This window comes from Enterococcus sp. 3G6_DIV0642 (assembly GCF_002140635.1).
GTDB classification, from domain to species: Bacteria; Bacillota; Bacilli; order Lactobacillales; family Enterococcaceae; genus Enterococcus_D; species Enterococcus_D casseliflavus.
On sequence record NZ_NGLH01000001.1, the window covers coordinates 2,971,270 to 2,988,360 of the forward strand.

The following is a 17,091-nucleotide window of genomic DNA, read 5'->3' on the forward strand; positions in this document are numbered from 1 at the left end:
GCAGTTCTTCCCAGTTTCCATTGAAAAAATTCCCGAAAATTATCTTATGAAACTTTAACAAAAAGAACCACTCCACAATTTATGCAAAGCGCTTAAAAAAACACTATCGAGAAAAAAATAGTGCCAAATTGACAAAAAAACAGTCGACAAGTAAAGGCTCATCGGCTGTTTCTATCAATTTTGATTCAGTTGTTTCTGGTACTGCAACGGTGATTGACCAACGGCTTCCTTAAAGACATGGTGAAATGTTTTGACACTGGCAAAACCTGCTTTTTCAGCGACTTCTGCCATGGGGATCTTTTCATTGGCCAAGATAAATTTGGCTTGATTGATGCGATATTCCGTCAAAAACTGCATGAAGGTCTTGCCAGTATTGGTTTTAAAGAAACGCGTGAAATAATGGGGACTAAACCCTACATGTCTTGCGGTGTCCTCCATCGTCAAGACTTCTTGGTAATGAGATTCGATGTACTCAAAGACATCATTCAGACGCTGCAAGGTTTCTTTGTATTGTGCGGCCGTTCGTTTTAGCGGATTGACGGCTTGTTTGCGCTTAGGCAAACTTTGATAGCACTCCCCAATCAACTGGTAAAGCAGCCCGAGAGTCAAATAACGCTTCCCAACAACATTTTCCTCTTCCAACTGATACAACTCGATCAAGAGACCTGTTATTTTTTCCGTAAAACTCGTTGGCCAATTTTTGCTGTGGGGCTCCCCTTCTTCAAAGAGTGTCATCAAGGATACTTCATTTTCTCGAAGCAACGGCTCTTCAAAAAGCTTCATATCAAATTGATAGACATAGCGTTCACTCTCAGGCGATGCTAGAAAATAGTGGGGTTGCCCGCTGGAAAAAAGATACAGATCCCCTTCCTCCAACTCAATGATCGTATCGTCAACACCAATATTGACCGTGCCGCGCTTAGCGTAAATGATCTCGATTTCTTTATGGACATGGGGGTAAACGATGGTCAAACCATCATTTAGAAACGTTCGAAAACGAAATTCACTTTCAAATTCAGGAATTTCAAGGTACATACTCATGGCTGACCGACTCCTTCGCTCTATTCTTATTTATTATAAGCGAAAAATTGTCCAAGAGAAAACCTTTTCTCAGCCAATCATAGTTTCTTCTGCTTTTTTGTGGTATCGTATTCAAGAAAAGGAGTCTTGTTTATGAATTATTATGATCAACATCTGCATACATTTTTGTCTTTTGATTCAGATGAACAGTTTGAGAATTATCTTGCTTACCAGCCTGCCTACTTCGTTGCGACAGATCATTTCGATTTGAAGAACCCCTATTCGGGATTCCGTGATGACATTCCTGACTATGAATTACTAGTAAATACCCACCAGAAGCTGCAAGAGACCACAGCGACGAAACTCTTAAAAGGCATCGAGATTGGTGTCGTGCCTGGTCAAGAACAAGAAATCTTGCGCTATCTTGAAAGCCATCCCTATGACTTGAAATTGATCAGTATCCATCAAAACGGTACCTTTGATTATATGGACGATGCCGTGTTGAACAAGGACAAATTTGCAGTCGCCAAACAATACTTTGATCAAATGGCCCACGTGTTGGACTCGTTTTCTGACGGGCACATCGTGACCCACTTTGATTATGGCTTGCGTCGTTTCCAATTTACAGCTGAGGAATTGGCCGCCCATTTTGAAACAGAGTTAACGACGATCTTCAAAAAAATCGTTGCCCGTGACTTAGCGATGGAAATCAACGCGAAGAGCTTTGGCCCCTATCAAAATGCCCACCTTTATCAATATGCTATCCCGCTGTATCAAAGTGTCGGTGGTAAATTGTTCACCCTCGGCTCTGATGCCCATAAAGCCAGTGACTATCGGTTAGATTTTGCAGCGATGAGCGATCTATTGCGTTCCTTTGGTGTCAATCAATTAGCGGTCTTTCAAGGTAGCGAACGGTTTATGGCGGATCTGCCTGCTCAATAGCGTCACCTTTGAATGCACTCTACAACAACACATTTTCAATAAATGGACAAAAAAACGGCGAACCCTAAAAGGATACGCCGTTTTTGTATTTTTAGAATAGATTTACTTAGGTTATTCTGCTGCTAAAATATCTTCCTTAGCATGGATCATTTGAGTCAAAAAGTCACAATAAGGCGTTGGCACTTGGTACTTGCGGCCTTTTCGCGAGATTGCGCCATTGATATAATCGATCTCGGTTTTGCGATGATTATTGATCAAATCTTGATACATGGATGGATAGTGCATTCCGATGCCTTCTGGATCATAGGTTTCTTCAATATGGTGGACTACTTCGGATACATCCAGTTCAACAGATTCATGGGCAGCAACTGCCGCAAATTCTTCCACGATCATTTGGACCATCGCACGCGCCGTTGAGGTTTGTCCGAATTGGGCAATATTCACATTTAAAATCGAACACAAGCCATTTAGGGTGCCGTTGACACAGGCTTTGCGATAGATGGAGTAACGGATGTTCTCAGAATAAGACGCATTCAACCCAGCATCAGCCAAGACTGCCGCCAATTGACGGGCATCTTCTTCTTTCCCCGGTTCGATGTTTTGCAGTTCTACAGAACCATCCCCAAACAAGCGAACATTACCAGGACCAATCAAGTCCGCCGTCCAAATGGTATTTCCTAAAAAGATTTTATCCGTGCTGACATATTTTTCAATCGTGTCCTCATGACCGATCCCGTTTAATAAGCATAAGACTTTCGTTTGCTCTCCGATCATCGGTTTGATCGTTTGCATCATTTGATCCAGTTGCATCGCTTTAGTAAAGACCAGGATCAAGTCTGCTTGTACAGTCGTTGGGATCTCATTTTGCGAATAGATCGAAAAAGGGACTGCGATCTCTTCACCGTTTAAGTTCGCTCGTAATCCGTGTTCACGGATCGCTTCGATATGCGCAGGCCAGCCGTCGATTAACGTGACGTCATTTCCGCCTCTTTTTAGCATAATAGCAAAACGGCTGCCCATAGCACCTGCACCAGCAATAACAATTTTCATCTGAATTCCTCTTTCCTCTTCCACAATTAGGTATAGTTTACTCTAAAATCGTGAAATATGCGAGAGCCTTGCGTTTTTTCTCGATAGGAAAGAAAAAAGAACAATTGGAATAGTTAGATTTTTCAGATAATTAAAAAACAATCGTTTCCAATTCTGTCCATTCAAAAAAGCCGCACGGAAGGTGGAAAGACTGACTGAGCTAAGCCAGTTTTCGGACTCACGTGCAACTCTTTTAATCCTTCATTTCCTGTGAAACAGTTGTCGGTTTAGGCAGTGACTGTTTCATTTTTTGTTGCAAAGTTTTTTAACCGTTCAGCTTTTTCTGCTTCTGTGATTCCATGTTGCTCCACGTAACGGTTGTGTTCGTGGATGGCACAATCATAGCTGCAGGCACCTAAATGGGCAGCCTGATTTTCCTCAGAAGTTAAGAATTGGCGATTGCATTCTGGGTTGGCACAGTTTACATAGCGCTCGCAAGGTGTCCCATCAAACCAGTCGCGGCCGATGACTTTTTTATCTACATGATTGATTTCCACACTGATGCGTTCATCAAAGACGTACATTTTCCCATCCCAAAGCTCACCTTGAACTTCTGGGTCATTCCCATAAGCAAAGATACCGCCATGGAGTTGGGCCACATCTTCAAAGCCTTCTCGCAGCAGCCAGCCTGAGAATTTTTCACAACGGATACCACCAGTACAATAAGTAACGACTTTTTTATCCATGAATTTTTCTTTATTATCGATGAACCATTGCGGCAACTCACGGAAGCTGCGGATATCGGGACGAACGGCTCCTCGGAAATGGCCTAAATCATATTCATAATCGTTACGGGCATCGATCACCACGGTATCTTCATCTAACAACGCTTCTTTGAACGCTTTAGGATCTAAATATTTTCCAGTCATTTCTAATGGATCGATGTCGTCTTCAAGGTTCAATGAAACCAATTCTTTACGCGGACGAACGAATAGCTTTTTAAACGCATGTTCTTCTACTTCGTCAATCTTATAAAAAATCCCTTTAAAACGGGGATCAGCTTCCATTTTTTCCATATAGCGATCCGTTGCTTCAACCGTTCCAGAAAGTGTGCCATTGATCCCTTCATTGGCTACTAAAATACGGCCCTTGATGCCAATTTCTTTTCCAAATGCTAAATGCTCCTTGGCGAAGCTTTCCGGATCTTCAATTGTTGTGTATTTATAAAATAATAAAACGCGGTATGTCAAACCAATTCCTCCTTTTTTTGCACCCTACAGTATAGGTTATCACGTGACAAAAAACGAGTTTTATGCTTGTACCTTTTCACACAATCTTTTTCCTTGCGCAAACCGTGTCATGGATTGGTTTGATTGAGCTCTGCCACGAAAAAAGCTGTGACTTGATCCATCGTTTCTCCACGTACCAGATGGCGTTCTTCTCGCGAGATAAACTGCAAATTTGCTTCTGGATTTTCTGCCACAAAGGCTTCCACATCACCATAAGGAATTTTCTCGTCTTGGGTACCATGCCAAAACAAAAGAGGACGCTGTCCCAATTTCTCTGGTTGAGAAGACAGGTCGTAAGCATCCATCCAGCTTAAAAGCTGACCATAATCCTCGGGTACAAAGAACCCAGCAGCGCCAGCGTGCATTTGGATGCGGTCACGGTATTTCAACATGGAAGGAGAACCCATGATACAAGCTGCCGCTGTGATTTCTGGATGCTGGCACAATAAACCGCACGTGGTCATCCCTCCCATGGAGACTCCGCCAACTGCGATCTGACCGTTGACCAAACCAAGGTTTTCAAAAAAATCGACTAAGTAAGAAAACTCAAATAGATTGGTTTGGATACTTTGCCAAAAAGTTAGAGAAGGAATCTCCGATAGTTGGGTCTTGCGCTCCCCATGATTGGCTGCATCTGGCAAGACCACCCGAAAACCTTCTCTAGCCAACTTTCTGCCTTGTGTCAACACTAATTCTTTACTCGTCTGCCAGCCATGGTAGTAAATAATCAATGGCAGCGGCTCATAAATCATTTCTTCTGGTACGACTTCTAAGACCGGAATATTCCCGATTTTTCTTTTTCGAACAGCTAATTTCATTCTTTTCCACCTCAGCTTAAGTATACAAAAAGTCGCCAAAAGTGCCACTGATACGCTGTAAAAAAAGACCATACCCGAAGAGTATGATCTTTTTTTTATTTATGAATGTAAGACCGCTTCTCGAGCCAATGCCAAACAACCGAGCGTTCCAGCGTTGTCTTCCAATGCTGGGGTCACGATATATTTGCTTAACTCAGGTGTTTCGACATACCCATTGACCAATTTTGCAAATGCGTCGTGGACATTTTGCAGCATATGGCGTTGTTTCATCACACCACCGCCAAAAATGATCACATCTGGAGAAAACATCAAGGTTGTATTGTAGGCACATTGAGCAATATAGGAGGCTTCGATTTCCCAATAAGGATCATCTTCTGCAACCTCTTGACCTTTTTTCCCTAAGCGTTTTTCGATGGCGGGTCCAGCAGCCATCCCTTCTAAACAGTTGCCATGAAATGGACAGCTGCCAGCAAAGTCATCTTTTGGATGAGGGACGACCAGCATATGCCCCATTTCTGGATGACTAAAGCCTTCGATAAAGCGCCCTTCTTGTAAGGCACCGCCGCCAACACCTGTACCGATCGTGTAATAAACGACACTACTCAATCCTTTGCCACTGCCGAAGACATACTCACCATAGGCAGCCGCATTGACATCTGTTGTCCAAGAAATCGGGATCGGAAATTCTTTTTTCATGGTACCGATGAAATCAAAATTTTGCCATGCCAATTTCGGGGTCGAGGTAATGTACCCATAAGTGGCAGAATCGCGATGGATATCGATGGGCCCAAATGAGCCAATCCCAATCCCTGCTAAATCTGCTTGGTATTGTTTGAAGAAACCAATGACTAAAGGCATTGTTTCCTCAGGTGTCGTTGTCGGAAAGCTCACTCTTTCCTTGATTGTCATTTCTTCATCGCCAATGGCGCACACAAATTTTGTGCCGCCTGCTTCAATCGAACCGTATAACATGCACATCGCTCCTTTTTTTCTAACTACTTGCTGAACTTGACGCTGCGGCATCATCTGCTTTGACGCGATCGATGGCTACCACTAATGCAATGATCAGGTCATCTAGATCTTCTTCATAGATCACAACTTCATAGGTATCGCCCCAAGAGATCCATTTTTTGTGGATCTCTGCGATCCGTTTGCCGTTGCGGTTGACCACAAAATCCATATCCCACCAATTGCCGTCCACATCGATGCCTTCTGCACTGATGGAATAGCGGGCTTTAAAAAATGTGAAATGTTTTTCTAAAACGATCGCTTCTTGGCCGTGGACTTCCACAAAAAATTTCGGTAATAAACTGAACACTTTTTTGGTGATCTCCGCGATCGGTCGCTGCTGCTCATTGAAGATCGTAAAACTTTTCGGGATCTTAAAAAAACTGCCTTCGACATAATAGCGAGGGTTTTGTAAATCATCAGTGACGGTAAATTTTTCACCGATGCTGAAAACCTTCTGTTTGATGTAAAGTTTCTTCAAATGCTAAACTCCTTTCTCTTTGACATCGCCCGTATTGATCACCGGCTGCGTGCCTTTATCGGTAATGATCGATACCAATAAATTATTGATCAGTTGGACTTTGCGGTCATCCGTGAAATTGATGTCCTGTCCGTCTTCGATTTGTTCTAACGCCATTTGTGTCATGGAGACGGCCCCTTCAACAATGATTTGTCGTGCAGATAAAATCGCTTTGGCTTGTTGGCGCTGCAGCATCGCACTAGCGATCTCAGTCGCATACGCCAAATGGTTTAAGCGAGTCTCCAAGACTTCGACCCCAGCAACAGCCAATCGTTCTTGCAATTCTTTTGCCAGCTCCTCCGAGACTTCACTTGTATTGCCTCGCAACGTCAGATCATCGTCATTGAACGTGTCATACGGGTATTGCGTCGCAATATGACGAATCGCTGTTTCACTTTGGATCTCAATGAAATCTTGGTAATAATCGACATCAAACAATGCTTTCGCCGTATCTACGACTTTAAAAACCACCACCGCCGAGATCTCGATCGGGTTTCCGTCTGAATCATTGACCTTCAACAGCGAACTGTTAAAGTTGCGGACTTTCAATGAAACATTGATTTTTTGGGTTAATGGGGTTGTCACGAACAAGCCGTTGTCTTTAATGGTCCCTAAATATTGCCCAAAAAAGAGGATCGCTTTGGCTTGATTGGGTTGTACGATCGTTAACGAACTAAGGAAAAGAAACGAAACGATCCATAAAAGAATGCTGAGAACGATTTCGAGAACGCTCTCATTTACGAACCCATGATAAAACAAATAACCGCCGCCAACCAATAACCCGATCAGCACAACCAGTGCTAAATACCCATTCACATGAAATGTCTGTTTTTCTGTCATTTTTATTCCTTCCCTTCTTGCTCTTATCTTACCTTGGTTAAAGCCGCTGTGCAAATGTTCTTGCGCATATCAGCGACGATTCCCAATCAAGCTATTTTGTTTTCTGCAACTTTCCCGTTACAATTAAGGTAGGACAAAATTTTTCTCAAAAAAGGGGTAATTCTTATGGCACAAAAAATTGACTTAGAAACGAGTAAATGGTCGTTGGAATCGATCATTAAAACGGTCGGCACCGATCTTTCCTCTGTTGTGGAGGTACAAAACAAAGACGGCATTGACGTTGTAGTGATCTCGAAAGACGAGTGGCAACATCTTTTGGAATTACTCGATGCGCGTCATGCAGAAGGCTATCGGTTAGAACAAGAGCTTCCTGAAGAAATTTTAGTTGACGTTGCCGATACCGACAACCAATACACCGAAGAAGGCGAGTTAGAAATGGAGCTGCCTGAGCGTGTGCATCCAGCACCTGATTTTGAACTGGATTCAGAAGAAATCGTTGAAAGTGATGACGTACTAGATTAAATAAAAAAGCAAAACGGCCCCGGGCTCGTTTTGCTTTTTTTATAGCTCTTTTTCTTGCCTTTTGGTAATGACTGCTTGCAATCGTTCGATGGCAGGCTGCAATTCTTGTAGCGCCTCTTCTTCGGGTTCTAACTCTGCACACCGTTGCAGTCGCTCTAACCACATTTCTGGTTCTTTGACGCCCAACTGGCCAATGGCCCAATAAGCCGTTCCTCGAATCACTGGGCGCACGTCTTCTGTCGCACAGCGCCAAATCGCTGGCAAGGCACTGCGATCCCCTACATTGGCTAAGGCGATGATGGCATTACGCTGCAACGGTTTTTTCCCCCGCCAAGAGCCAGATAGATGGCCAAATTGTGCCTTGAAGGCTTTGTTTGATAAAGACAGCATCGGTTGCAGTTTTGGATAAACGGTATCGACTTCAGGCTCCATCTCTTGATGAAAATGGAAGTCTTTCCCCCGATTATAAGGGCAGACCAGCTGACAAATATCGCAGCCGTAAATCACGTTATGCATCTTTTTGCGGTACTCTTCTGGCATCATACCCTTCGTCTGGGTTTGATAGGACAAACAGCGCTGGGCATTCATTCGACCATCGCCCAATAACGCTTTGGTGGGGCAAGCCGTCACACAACGCATGCAATCACCACAACCAAACGGGACTTCTTCATCTGGTTCAAGAGAGATATTAGTGACGATCTCCCCTAGATAAACAAACGAACCAAATTCTTCCGTAATCAGCAAGCCATTACGACCGATAAAGCCAAGACCCGCCCGCTGCGCTGCCGCCACATCCACCAATTCCCCTGTATCGACTTGCGGTGCGAAACGCCATTCGACTTGTTCTTCCATCGTTTGCGCTTGTTCTTTGATAAAGGCGATCAAGCGATCCAATCGTTCTCGCAAAATATCATGGTAATCGATGCCCCACGAGGCACGGGCAAACATGCCGCGTTTTTCATCCCGCGGGACTTTCTCTTTGATTTTTGTCGGATAAGCTAAAGCGATCGCAATGATCGTTTGCGGATTTTCAAATGTCCGTTCAGGATAGATACGCTCTTCGATCACGGGATGCTCAAAACCAGACGTATGACCTTTGGCTTTTTGTTCCCACAAGGAAGGCTCCAATGCCAAAAACGGCTCCGCTGAAGCAAACCCGATCTTGTCAATGCCAAGCCGCTTGCTTTCTGCAATAATTTTTTCTTTTAAAGACATGCTCGCTACCCTCTTTTGTCCGCTAAGCATCTGCTTCTCGGCTTTTTCTCTTCCCCTATTATACGTAAGCACCTGAAAAAAGTCGATGGTGCGGTTTGTTCCCCCAGTTTTTTTCTTTCTTTAAAAGAACACGTGTTGATTGTTTAAGATTTTAATTAATTTTATCGTTATTTTCCTCGCAACGATTGCATTGCCTTTTTCGAATGCTAGACTAGATAAAGGAATTAGAAAGAAATGAACAAATGAAATGGAGATGCTTATGACTCAATTACCCACCGGCTTGACTGCAGCAGAAGTCGCCAAGAAAACCCAAGAGGGGTTGCACAATGATTATGAAACAAAAACCAGTAAATCAACTGCTGCGATCATCAAAGACAATTTACTGACATTATTCAATTTTCTCAATCTATTGATTGGCGTTTTTTTATTTGCCGTAGGCGCCTATTCCAACATGTTCTACTTAGCGATTATTTTTGTGAATATCACCATTGGGATCAGCCAAGAATTGCACGCGCGTAATTTAGTAAAAAAACTCTCACTTGTTTCACCGCAAACGGTACGAGTGATTCGAGATGCCCAAATCCATGAGATTTCAGCCAAAGAATTGGTCTTAGAGGACGTAGTTATTCTTGGTGCTGGGGACCAAATCCCCGCTGATATGACGGTGCTTTCTGGACTAGTCGAAGTCAATGAAGCGATGCTGACTGGTGAAGCCGATCTGGTTGTCAAAGAAGCAGGTGCTTCCTTACTCTCAGGGAGTTTCATCGTCAGCGGTGAAATGACAGGAACAGTCCTTCATGTCGGTGCAGAAAACTACGCAGCGAAACTAAGCAATGAGGCAAAGGTCCACAAACCGATCCGCTCTGAGCTGCTTGCTTCGATCCGTAGTGTATCCAAATTCACCAGCTATGTAATCGTTCCTTTAGGGGTGATTTTGTTCTTCCAAGCCTTTATGATGCGAGATGCTGGGATCAAGGAATCCGTCGTCGTTTCTGCCGCTGCCTTATTAGGAATGTTACCAAAAGGACTTGTCCTGCTGATCAGTATCGCCTTGACGACAGGTGTCATTAAATTGGCAAAAAAACGGATTTTGGTCCAAGACATGTATGCCGTTGAAACCTTAGCGCATGTCGATACCCTTTGTCTGGATAAGACGGGGACGTTGACGGAAGGCCATATGGTTCTCGAATCGATCGTTCCTCTCCAAGCCGACAGCGACCCTAACATGCTCTTAGGGAATTATTTGGCAGCCAGTACGGATAACAATTTGACGATGCAAGCATTGCGTCAAGGCTGTCCTGAGCTAACGGATCATCAGCCGATCGACGTCGCTGCCTTTTCTTCACAGCGCAAATGGGGTGCTGTGGCTTTTGAACATCTAGGAAATGTCTATCTTGGTGCACCTGAAAAAGTCGCCGGCTCTGCTGCCTTGCCGCAAGTCATAGAAGCGCAAGAAGCGGGTCTACGGGTGTTGATTTTAGCCGTAGAAACTGATCCAAAAACGCCGACATCCTTTGACCCAACCAACGCACAAGCGGTGGCTGTCTTGATTTTATCCGATATCATCCGCCAAAACGCAGAAGAAACCTTGGCTTACTTAGCGGATCAAGGCATCGATCTAAAAGTGATCTCTGGCGATAATCCAATAGCTGTCGCAGCGATCGCCCATCGTGCAGGCCTAGCGAATGCCGATCAAGCCATCGATCTTTCTACCTTAACGACCGAAGCAGAAGTCCGAGAAGCTGCGACACGCTATACGGTCTTTGGTCGTGTGACTCCTGAACAAAAGAAACTACTCGTTCAAGAATTAAAAGCCAATCAACGGACCGTTGCCATGACGGGTGATGGCGTCAACGATGTGTTGGCACTACGGGAAGCCGACGTCAGCATTGCAATGGCTGCTGGCGACAGTGCGGCTCGTCAAATCGCTAACTTTGTCTTATTGGATTCTGACTTTACTACGTTGCCAGATGTTTTATTTGAAGGACGCCGCGTCGTCAATAACGTGACCAAAGCGTCGGGAATCTTCTTTATCAAGACGATTTACAGCTTCTTGCTCTCTTTGGTTTGTATCCTGACATCCAGCGCCTTTCCGTTCTTGCCGATCCAAATCACATTGATCGACTTAGCAATTGAAGGTTATCCATCTTTCTTCCTTTCCTTTGAAGAAAACAAAGCACCGATCAAAGGTCGTTACTTGCCGACAGTCTTGCTCAATGCGTTGCCAAATGCCTTGTTGGTGTTAGTCAATTACTTTGCGATCCGCTTTTTACAAACCGACTACGGTTGGTCGCAATTTGATACGACGACCTTGTTGTACTATTTGTTGATCGGGATCAGCTGTATCGCTGTGATTCGCGCTTGCTTGCCATTAAATCCATTGCGATTGTTCTTAGCGATTACCACTACCGTGGGGATCTATGTTGCAGCAATGCTCTTCCACGGTCTGCTGGAAGTCGGTTTCTTGACCGCTGTGACCTTGCCTTATTTCCTTGGCATGATGGCATTAAATATCTGTCTGTACGTTGGGCTTTCTTTCCTAACGAAGCGCTTTTCAGCCAAAATGCTCGTTAAACAATCCTAATTGATTTTGCAGCATCGCTCTTTCTTGCTTTGTCCAGAAAGACGATGCTGTTTTTTTGTCCTCTCCATAGGTGCAACCATACAAGAAGAAAGAAATTTGGTATACTGAACCTGTAGGCGGTTTCAACAAGGACGGTGTTTCTTTGGAAAAGGCAACCCTCTTGTCAAACAGCCAAATTTAATCAGAAAGTGTTGGTGAAATTGGATGAAAAAAAGTATTTTACTCGTTTCTCACAGTCAGCAACTCACCGAAGGATTAAAACAGATGATCGAAGAAATGGCTGATGGCGAGTCAGTCACGATCTATTCTTTAGGCGGGACAGCAGAAGGAGAGCTGGGTTCTGACGCCACGAAAATCGTGGATGCCGTCAACGAATCCGCAGATGCTGAACTGATCTTAGTCTTTGCCGATCTAGGCAGTGCCGTTTTGAATGCCGAACTTGCTTACGACATGCTGGAACCTCAGCAACAAGAACGCTATCACCTGATCGACGCGCCGCTGGTGGAAGGTGCCTTTGCTGCAGCGATCACCGCTGGTTTTAGTGATGATTTGGCGCAAATCGTTGCAGAAGCAAAAAAAGCAGCCGAGAAAGGATGGCATGAAGCATGAAAAAAATCATTAATGATCCCTCAATGATCGTAGAAGAAATGTTGGCTGGTATCGTAGGCAGTTATCCTGAACTGGTCCATCAAGTCGCCGACTCACGGGTGATCGCTAAGAATAATCAAAAAGAACAAGTCGGTCTTGTTTCTGGCGGTGGGAGCGGACATGAGCCGGCCCATGCTGGCTTTGTCGGTGATGGGATGCTTAGCGCCGCCGTTTTAGGCGATGTCTTCACCTCCCCTACCCCCGACCAGATTTTGACGGCTATCCAAGATTCTGATCAAAGACAAGGCGTCTTGTTGATCGTCAAAAACTATACTGGCGATATCTTGAACTTTGAGATGGCCAAAGATATGGCAGAAATGGAAGAGATCACAACGGAGATCGTGGTCGTTGATGATGATATCGCTGTTGAAAATAGCACCTATACGGCTGGAAAACGAGGAGTTGCCGGTACGGTCTTAGTCCACAAGATTTTAGGCGCAGCTGCTCGTAATGGTGCCAGCTTAAGTGAATTAAAAACACTGGGCGATGCCTTGGTTGCATCGATCAAAACCATTGGGGTCGCATTAAAAGCGGCAACAGTTCCTGAAGTTGGGAAACCAGGTTTTGACTTAGCCGATGATGAGATCGAGTATGGCGTGGGTATCCACGGCGAACCTGGTTACCGTCGAGAAAAACTGAAACCCTCACGTGAACTAGCACAAGAGTTGGTGGAAAAAATCTTGGCGGATTATGAAAAGACCCCAGAAAAAGTCGGTGTCTTGATCAACGGTATGGGTGGTACGCCGCAAATGGAGTTATTCGTTTTTGCCAATGATGTCGCGAAATTACTCGCAGAAAAAGACATCCCTGTCTCCTTCCATAAAGTCGGCAATTTCATGACTTCCATCGATATGCAGGGACTTTCACTGACCTTGATCGACTTCAGCGAAACGGATCACACCGATGCGTTAAATGAAGCCGTCACAACAATAGCCTGGTAAAGGAGCGAATAGAGATGCAATTGACAACAGAAACGGTGCAAGCATGGTTAGATACCTTCACAAAAGAAATCGAAGCAAACAAAGCCTATTTGAGCGATTTAGATACACCGATCGGCGACGGAGACCATGGCAACAATATGGCACGCGGCGTAGCTGCTTATCAAGAAGCTTATGCCAAACAACAGCCAACGACGATCAGTGATACCTTTAAAGTCTTCTCGATGGCAATGATCTCAAAAGTCGGCGGCGCTTCAGGTCCCCTTTATGGTTCGGCGTTTATGAATATGACTAAAGCAACGAAGGAACTAGAAACGATCGACTCCTTTGAACAATTAGGTACGATCGTTGAAGAAGGCTTGACGGGCATCAAAATGCGGGGAAAAGCTGAGTTTGAGGATAAGACCATGATCGATGTCTGGCAACCTGTCGCAGAAGCCTTGAAAAAAGGTGAATTGACCAAAGACACGATCGAAGCAGCGAAAGAACATACCAAAGAACTCGTTGCTAAAAAAGGCCGCGCCTCTTATGTTGGTGAACGTGCCATCGGTCATATCGATCCCGGATCGGCTTCTAGTGCGATTTTGTTTGACTCACTATTAACGGTGATAGAAAAGGATTAAAGAAAAAACGATGCTCTTAAAAAGCACCGTTTAAGACAAAAGACAAACCTTATGATTGCGTAAGGTTTGTCTTTTTCTTGTTTATTCCTCTTGTAAAATCGTTTGGGCAACTAGCTTCACGTATTGATCCATGCCATCTGGATTTGGATGGACCCGATCTTCATAGAACCATGACTCTTGGTCATTACTCAAATCATACCAATCGATCAAGGTCATATTGACGTATTTTTCCGCCATGCGCTCCAACATCCGATTGACTTCATTTTGCCAACGCTGTGTCGGTACCCGCACATTGATCCAGTAGACTTTGCGATCACCGATCTCATTCATAAAGCTGTCAAATTGGGCTTCTGTAAAGGAACCATTCGTCCCTAGCCCCACAAGGACGGTATCCCGCAAAAGTTTTTTTTCTTTCAAGTCTTTGATCAATTCAGGACTCGCATACAGCTGGCGCCCAACATCCCCATCAACTACCGCTTGGGTAAAGACTTCTTTCAAGTCAGCCGTTGCATCCAGCATCACGGAATCACCAAAAGCCGTGATTTCAAGAGATTCTGCTTTTTTCACTTGGGCTGCTGTTAAATCATATTTTTCCATGATATTTTTTTCATCTTCACTTGTGTTCGCCTCATCGTCTGCTTCATTGCCTTCAGCATTCGCATTCTTTTGCGATTGCTCTGCCGCTTTTTTATTGGCCGCAATGTTGTCTTTCAACTGCTGCTGCTGGGCATCGACATAATTCGTCGGTGCGGTCACGACGCCAAACAAAGCAACGAGGGTAATCAGTAAGCTGGGCACTAACCACGGTTTTTTCCAACTAAAAATTGGTTTACTGAACCAACCGCGGACCGTTCTGAATGTATCTTTGTACTGGAATTTACGCATTGGGTTTTCGATAAACCGATAGGACAATTCACTGATAAACAAGATCAAGAATAGTTCCACTAACGTGTGCATCAGCACGTTCTCCCCGATATTCCCCACTTTTGCTTCGTAAAAAATCATCACTGGAAATTGATACAAATAAATCCCATAACTGCGCTTGCCGATATAACTGAAAATCGGATTACTCAATACCCGATTCAAGCTGGCTCCGGGATGAGCGGTGACTGCCACAAGAATCGTACATAGGATACTGATCAAGAACATGCCGCCATAATAGACAAAAGTCAAATGATCATCTAAGAAAAAGAACGCTGCGATCAGACCAGCCAAGGAAGCAAAGCCAGAGATATTCAAGACCCGTTTGGCTTTTTGCGGTATCTCTTTCTTCAAATGGGTACTTGGCCAAATGAATGCTAAGGCACTCCCCATCCAGATCGAAAAGAGCCGCGTATCCGTTCCATAATAGACCCGTGTCGGATCAGCGCCTGGTGTGTAAAGGACTGCTAACAGAATTGCCGACAAAATCGTGACTGCGGCAGTAAATTTAAAGGCGCGATGCCTCTGCTTGCCGATTTTCATCAGCAAAATAAATACTAAAGGCCAAATCAGATAGTTCTGTCCCTCCACAGCCAGCGACCACAGATGGGTAAAGGGGGATTCATTACCGAACCGATCAAAATAGGATAACCCATGATTGATCTGCCACCAGTTGTTGTAATAAAGCAACGAGCTAACAAAAACCCCGCGCAAATTATTCAACAGGTTTCGCTGGAACAACGTGATATATGCTGCTGAGATAAGCAGCATCATCACCATTCCTGGATAGAGCCGTTTCATCCGCCGAACATAAAAATCTTTGACTTTGATTTTGCCGTTTTGATCCCACTCTTGCCTCAGCAAGTCAGTGATTAAATAACCTGATACGACAAAGAATACTGGAACTCCTAAATACCCGCCTCGCATATGAGTAGGTAGTAAATGATATAAAATAACGCCGATGACTGCCAAGGTTCGAATGCCGTCAAACCCGGTAATATAGCGGCTTGTGCTTAAACGTTTATTCATTTTTCAACCACTTTTCTCTAATTGATCCAATTGTTTCATAAAAAAACAATTTCAGCATGAACGCTATTGATTCCATACTCTCATAATTTACCAGAAATCCCCCATATAAAGCTAGCAACATCTGCTATATTTCAAAAAAATTAATTTTTGGCGAAAAAAAAGTACTTCTATAAAGAAATACTTTTTTCAACTCCTTTTTCACAGTTCTTCTTCATAAAAGCGACCCAAAATCTGGACATTTTCTGCAATACTGACAAAGGCTTTTGGATCGGCTTCTTTCATGGCACTGCGCAGCATCGGCAGTTCAAAGCGTGTCACTACCGTCAGCAAAACCGTTTGTTTGTCATGCTTGTACGCCCCTTCGGCTTCATTGATGATGGTAATCCCTCGCCGCATATGTTTTTGGATCGTTTGAATGACTTCTTCTGGGTTGCGGGTGATGATCGTCACCTGCATTTTCTTTTGCTTCGTAAAGACCGCATCCGTCACTTTTCCACTGACAAAAATCGCGATCGCACTATACAACGCATATTGCCAGCCAAACAAGATCCCTGCGGCGAACAAAATAACAATGTTAAAGAAAATCGATATCGAGCCGATCGTCTTCCCTGTCCGTTTGCGGATGGCAATGCTGACAAAATCCAGCCCTCCTGAAGAAAGACCATTCTTCAAAGCATAGCCGATCCCCACCCCGTTGATGGCACCACCGAAAATCGCACAGATCATCGGGTCCGTCGTAACGGTTTCTTCGGGTAAAATTTGCACGAATAAGGAGGTGAGTAAAACAGTAATTCCAGTAAAAATCGTAAACTTGTGGCCGATCTTAAACCAACCTAGAAAAAATAATGGCACATTCAACAATAATAGCGCAAGAGATAAGGGGATATAAAACCCGAGCCCTTCTCTTGAGATCGTGGTGATGATCTGAGCGACACCCGTAATGCCGCTGGAATAAATATTACCTGGTTGATAGAAGAAATTGACCGCAATCGATGCCAGCAGCGCATAGACGATCGAAAACGAAAGTTTGTTGGCGTATTCTGGATGCGGGAGCCATTTAAACAGAGGAGTCATTGCATTTCATAGCCTCACTTTTTTGATTTGCCTTTATTATACTTCAGCTCATAAAAAAAGAAACGAGCAAT

The 17,091-nt window shown here is 44.2% G+C and carries 16 protein-coding genes; 6 read left to right on the top strand and 10 right to left on the bottom strand.

What is annotated here, in order from left to right; genetic code table 11:
• Positions 1-174 precede the first annotated feature (174 nt).
• Positions 175-1,041: an AraC family transcriptional regulator gene (locus A5878_RS14385; protein ID WP_060791484.1), complete on the bottom strand. Its 867-nt coding sequence runs from the start codon at positions 1,039-1,041 to the stop codon at positions 175-177.
• Positions 1,042-1,173: 132 nt separating this feature from the next.
• On the opposite strand from A5878_RS14385, the gene A5878_RS14390 reads away from it, so the two are divergent.
• Positions 1,174-1,962, top strand: coding sequence for a PHP domain-containing protein (locus A5878_RS14390; RefSeq protein WP_060791485.1), 789 nt, complete (start codon positions 1,174-1,176; stop codon positions 1,960-1,962).
• A gap of 111 nt (positions 1,963-2,073) precedes the next feature.
• On the opposite strand, the gene A5878_RS14395 is transcribed toward A5878_RS14390, so the two are convergent.
• The 6 genes from A5878_RS14395 to A5878_RS14420 form a co-directional block, all read right to left on the bottom strand.
• A complete protein-coding gene (locus tag A5878_RS14395) occupies positions 2,074-3,012 on the bottom strand; it encodes a 2-dehydropantoate 2-reductase (RefSeq protein ID WP_060791486.1) in 939 nt (312 codons plus the stop codon).
• 266 nt (positions 3,013-3,278) lie between these two features.
• On the bottom strand, positions 3,279-4,241 hold the full coding sequence (locus tag A5878_RS14400; RefSeq protein ID WP_060791487.1) for a rhodanese-related sulfurtransferase: 963 nt from the start codon (positions 4,239-4,241) through the stop codon (positions 3,279-3,281).
• A gap of 107 nt (positions 4,242-4,348) precedes the next feature.
• Positions 4,349-5,098 carry an alpha/beta fold hydrolase gene (locus A5878_RS14405; protein ID WP_010749998.1) on the bottom strand — a complete coding sequence of 250 codons (750 nt, stop codon included), beginning with the start codon at positions 5,096-5,098 and terminating at the stop codon, positions 4,349-4,351.
• Positions 5,099-5,197: 99 nt separating this feature from the next.
• Positions 5,198-6,070, bottom strand: coding sequence for a fructokinase ScrK (scrK, locus tag A5878_RS14410; RefSeq protein WP_010749999.1), 873 nt, complete (start codon positions 6,068-6,070; stop codon positions 5,198-5,200).
• A 19-nt stretch (positions 6,071-6,089) separates the two neighbouring features.
• Positions 6,090-6,587 carry an LURP-one-related/scramblase family protein gene (locus A5878_RS14415; protein ID WP_005233908.1) on the bottom strand — a complete coding sequence of 166 codons (498 nt, stop codon included), beginning with the start codon at positions 6,585-6,587 and terminating at the stop codon, positions 6,090-6,092.
• Between the two features lie 3 nt (positions 6,588-6,590).
• Entirely contained in the window at positions 6,591-7,466 is an 876-nt protein-coding gene (locus A5878_RS14420; protein WP_060791488.1) for an SPFH domain-containing protein, read from the bottom strand.
• A 165-nt stretch (positions 7,467-7,631) separates the two neighbouring features.
• On the opposite strand from A5878_RS14420, the gene A5878_RS14425 reads away from it, so the two are divergent.
• Entirely contained in the window at positions 7,632-7,988 is a 357-nt protein-coding gene (locus A5878_RS14425) for a hypothetical protein (RefSeq protein WP_005228172.1), read from the top strand.
• 39 nt (positions 7,989-8,027) lie between these two features.
• Here the strand turns inward: A5878_RS14425 and queG are convergent, their stop codons facing one another.
• Entirely contained in the window at positions 8,028-9,203 is a 1,176-nt protein-coding gene (gene queG / locus A5878_RS14430) for a tRNA epoxyqueuosine(34) reductase QueG (RefSeq protein ID WP_060791489.1), read from the bottom strand.
• A gap of 259 nt (positions 9,204-9,462) precedes the next feature.
• Between queG and A5878_RS14435 the strand changes: the two genes are divergently transcribed.
• The 4 genes from A5878_RS14435 to dhaL all read left to right on the top strand — a co-directional run bounded on the left by A5878_RS14435 (position 9,463) and on the right by dhaL (position 13,996).
• Positions 9,463-11,787 carry an HAD-IC family P-type ATPase gene (locus tag A5878_RS14435; RefSeq protein ID WP_034878322.1) on the top strand — a complete coding sequence of 775 codons (2,325 nt, stop codon included), beginning with the start codon at positions 9,463-9,465 and terminating at the stop codon, positions 11,785-11,787.
• Between the two features lie 204 nt (positions 11,788-11,991).
• Complete coding sequence (dhaM, locus tag A5878_RS14440; protein ID WP_005228160.1) at positions 11,992-12,396, top strand: dihydroxyacetone kinase phosphoryl donor subunit DhaM; 405 nt, start codon at positions 11,992-11,994, stop codon at positions 12,394-12,396.
• Positions 12,393-13,376: a dihydroxyacetone kinase subunit DhaK gene (gene dhaK / locus A5878_RS14445; RefSeq protein WP_060791490.1), complete on the top strand. Its 984-nt coding sequence runs from the start codon at positions 12,393-12,395 to the stop codon at positions 13,374-13,376. The genes dhaM and dhaK overlap by 4 nt, the downstream gene beginning before the upstream one ends.
• Positions 13,377-13,390: 14 nt before the next feature.
• Complete coding sequence (dhaL, locus tag A5878_RS14450) at positions 13,391-13,996, top strand: dihydroxyacetone kinase subunit DhaL (protein WP_060791491.1); 606 nt, start codon at positions 13,391-13,393, stop codon at positions 13,994-13,996.
• A gap of 81 nt (positions 13,997-14,077) precedes the next feature.
• Here the strand turns inward: dhaL and A5878_RS14455 are convergent, their stop codons facing one another.
• Positions 14,078-15,946, bottom strand: coding sequence for an acyltransferase family protein (locus A5878_RS14455; RefSeq protein WP_086295744.1), 1,869 nt, complete (start codon positions 15,944-15,946; stop codon positions 14,078-14,080).
• Between the two features lie 198 nt (positions 15,947-16,144).
• A complete protein-coding gene (locus tag A5878_RS14460) occupies positions 16,145-17,020 on the bottom strand; it encodes a YitT family protein (RefSeq protein WP_010750004.1) in 876 nt (291 codons plus the stop codon).
• Positions 17,021-17,091 lie beyond the last annotated feature (71 nt).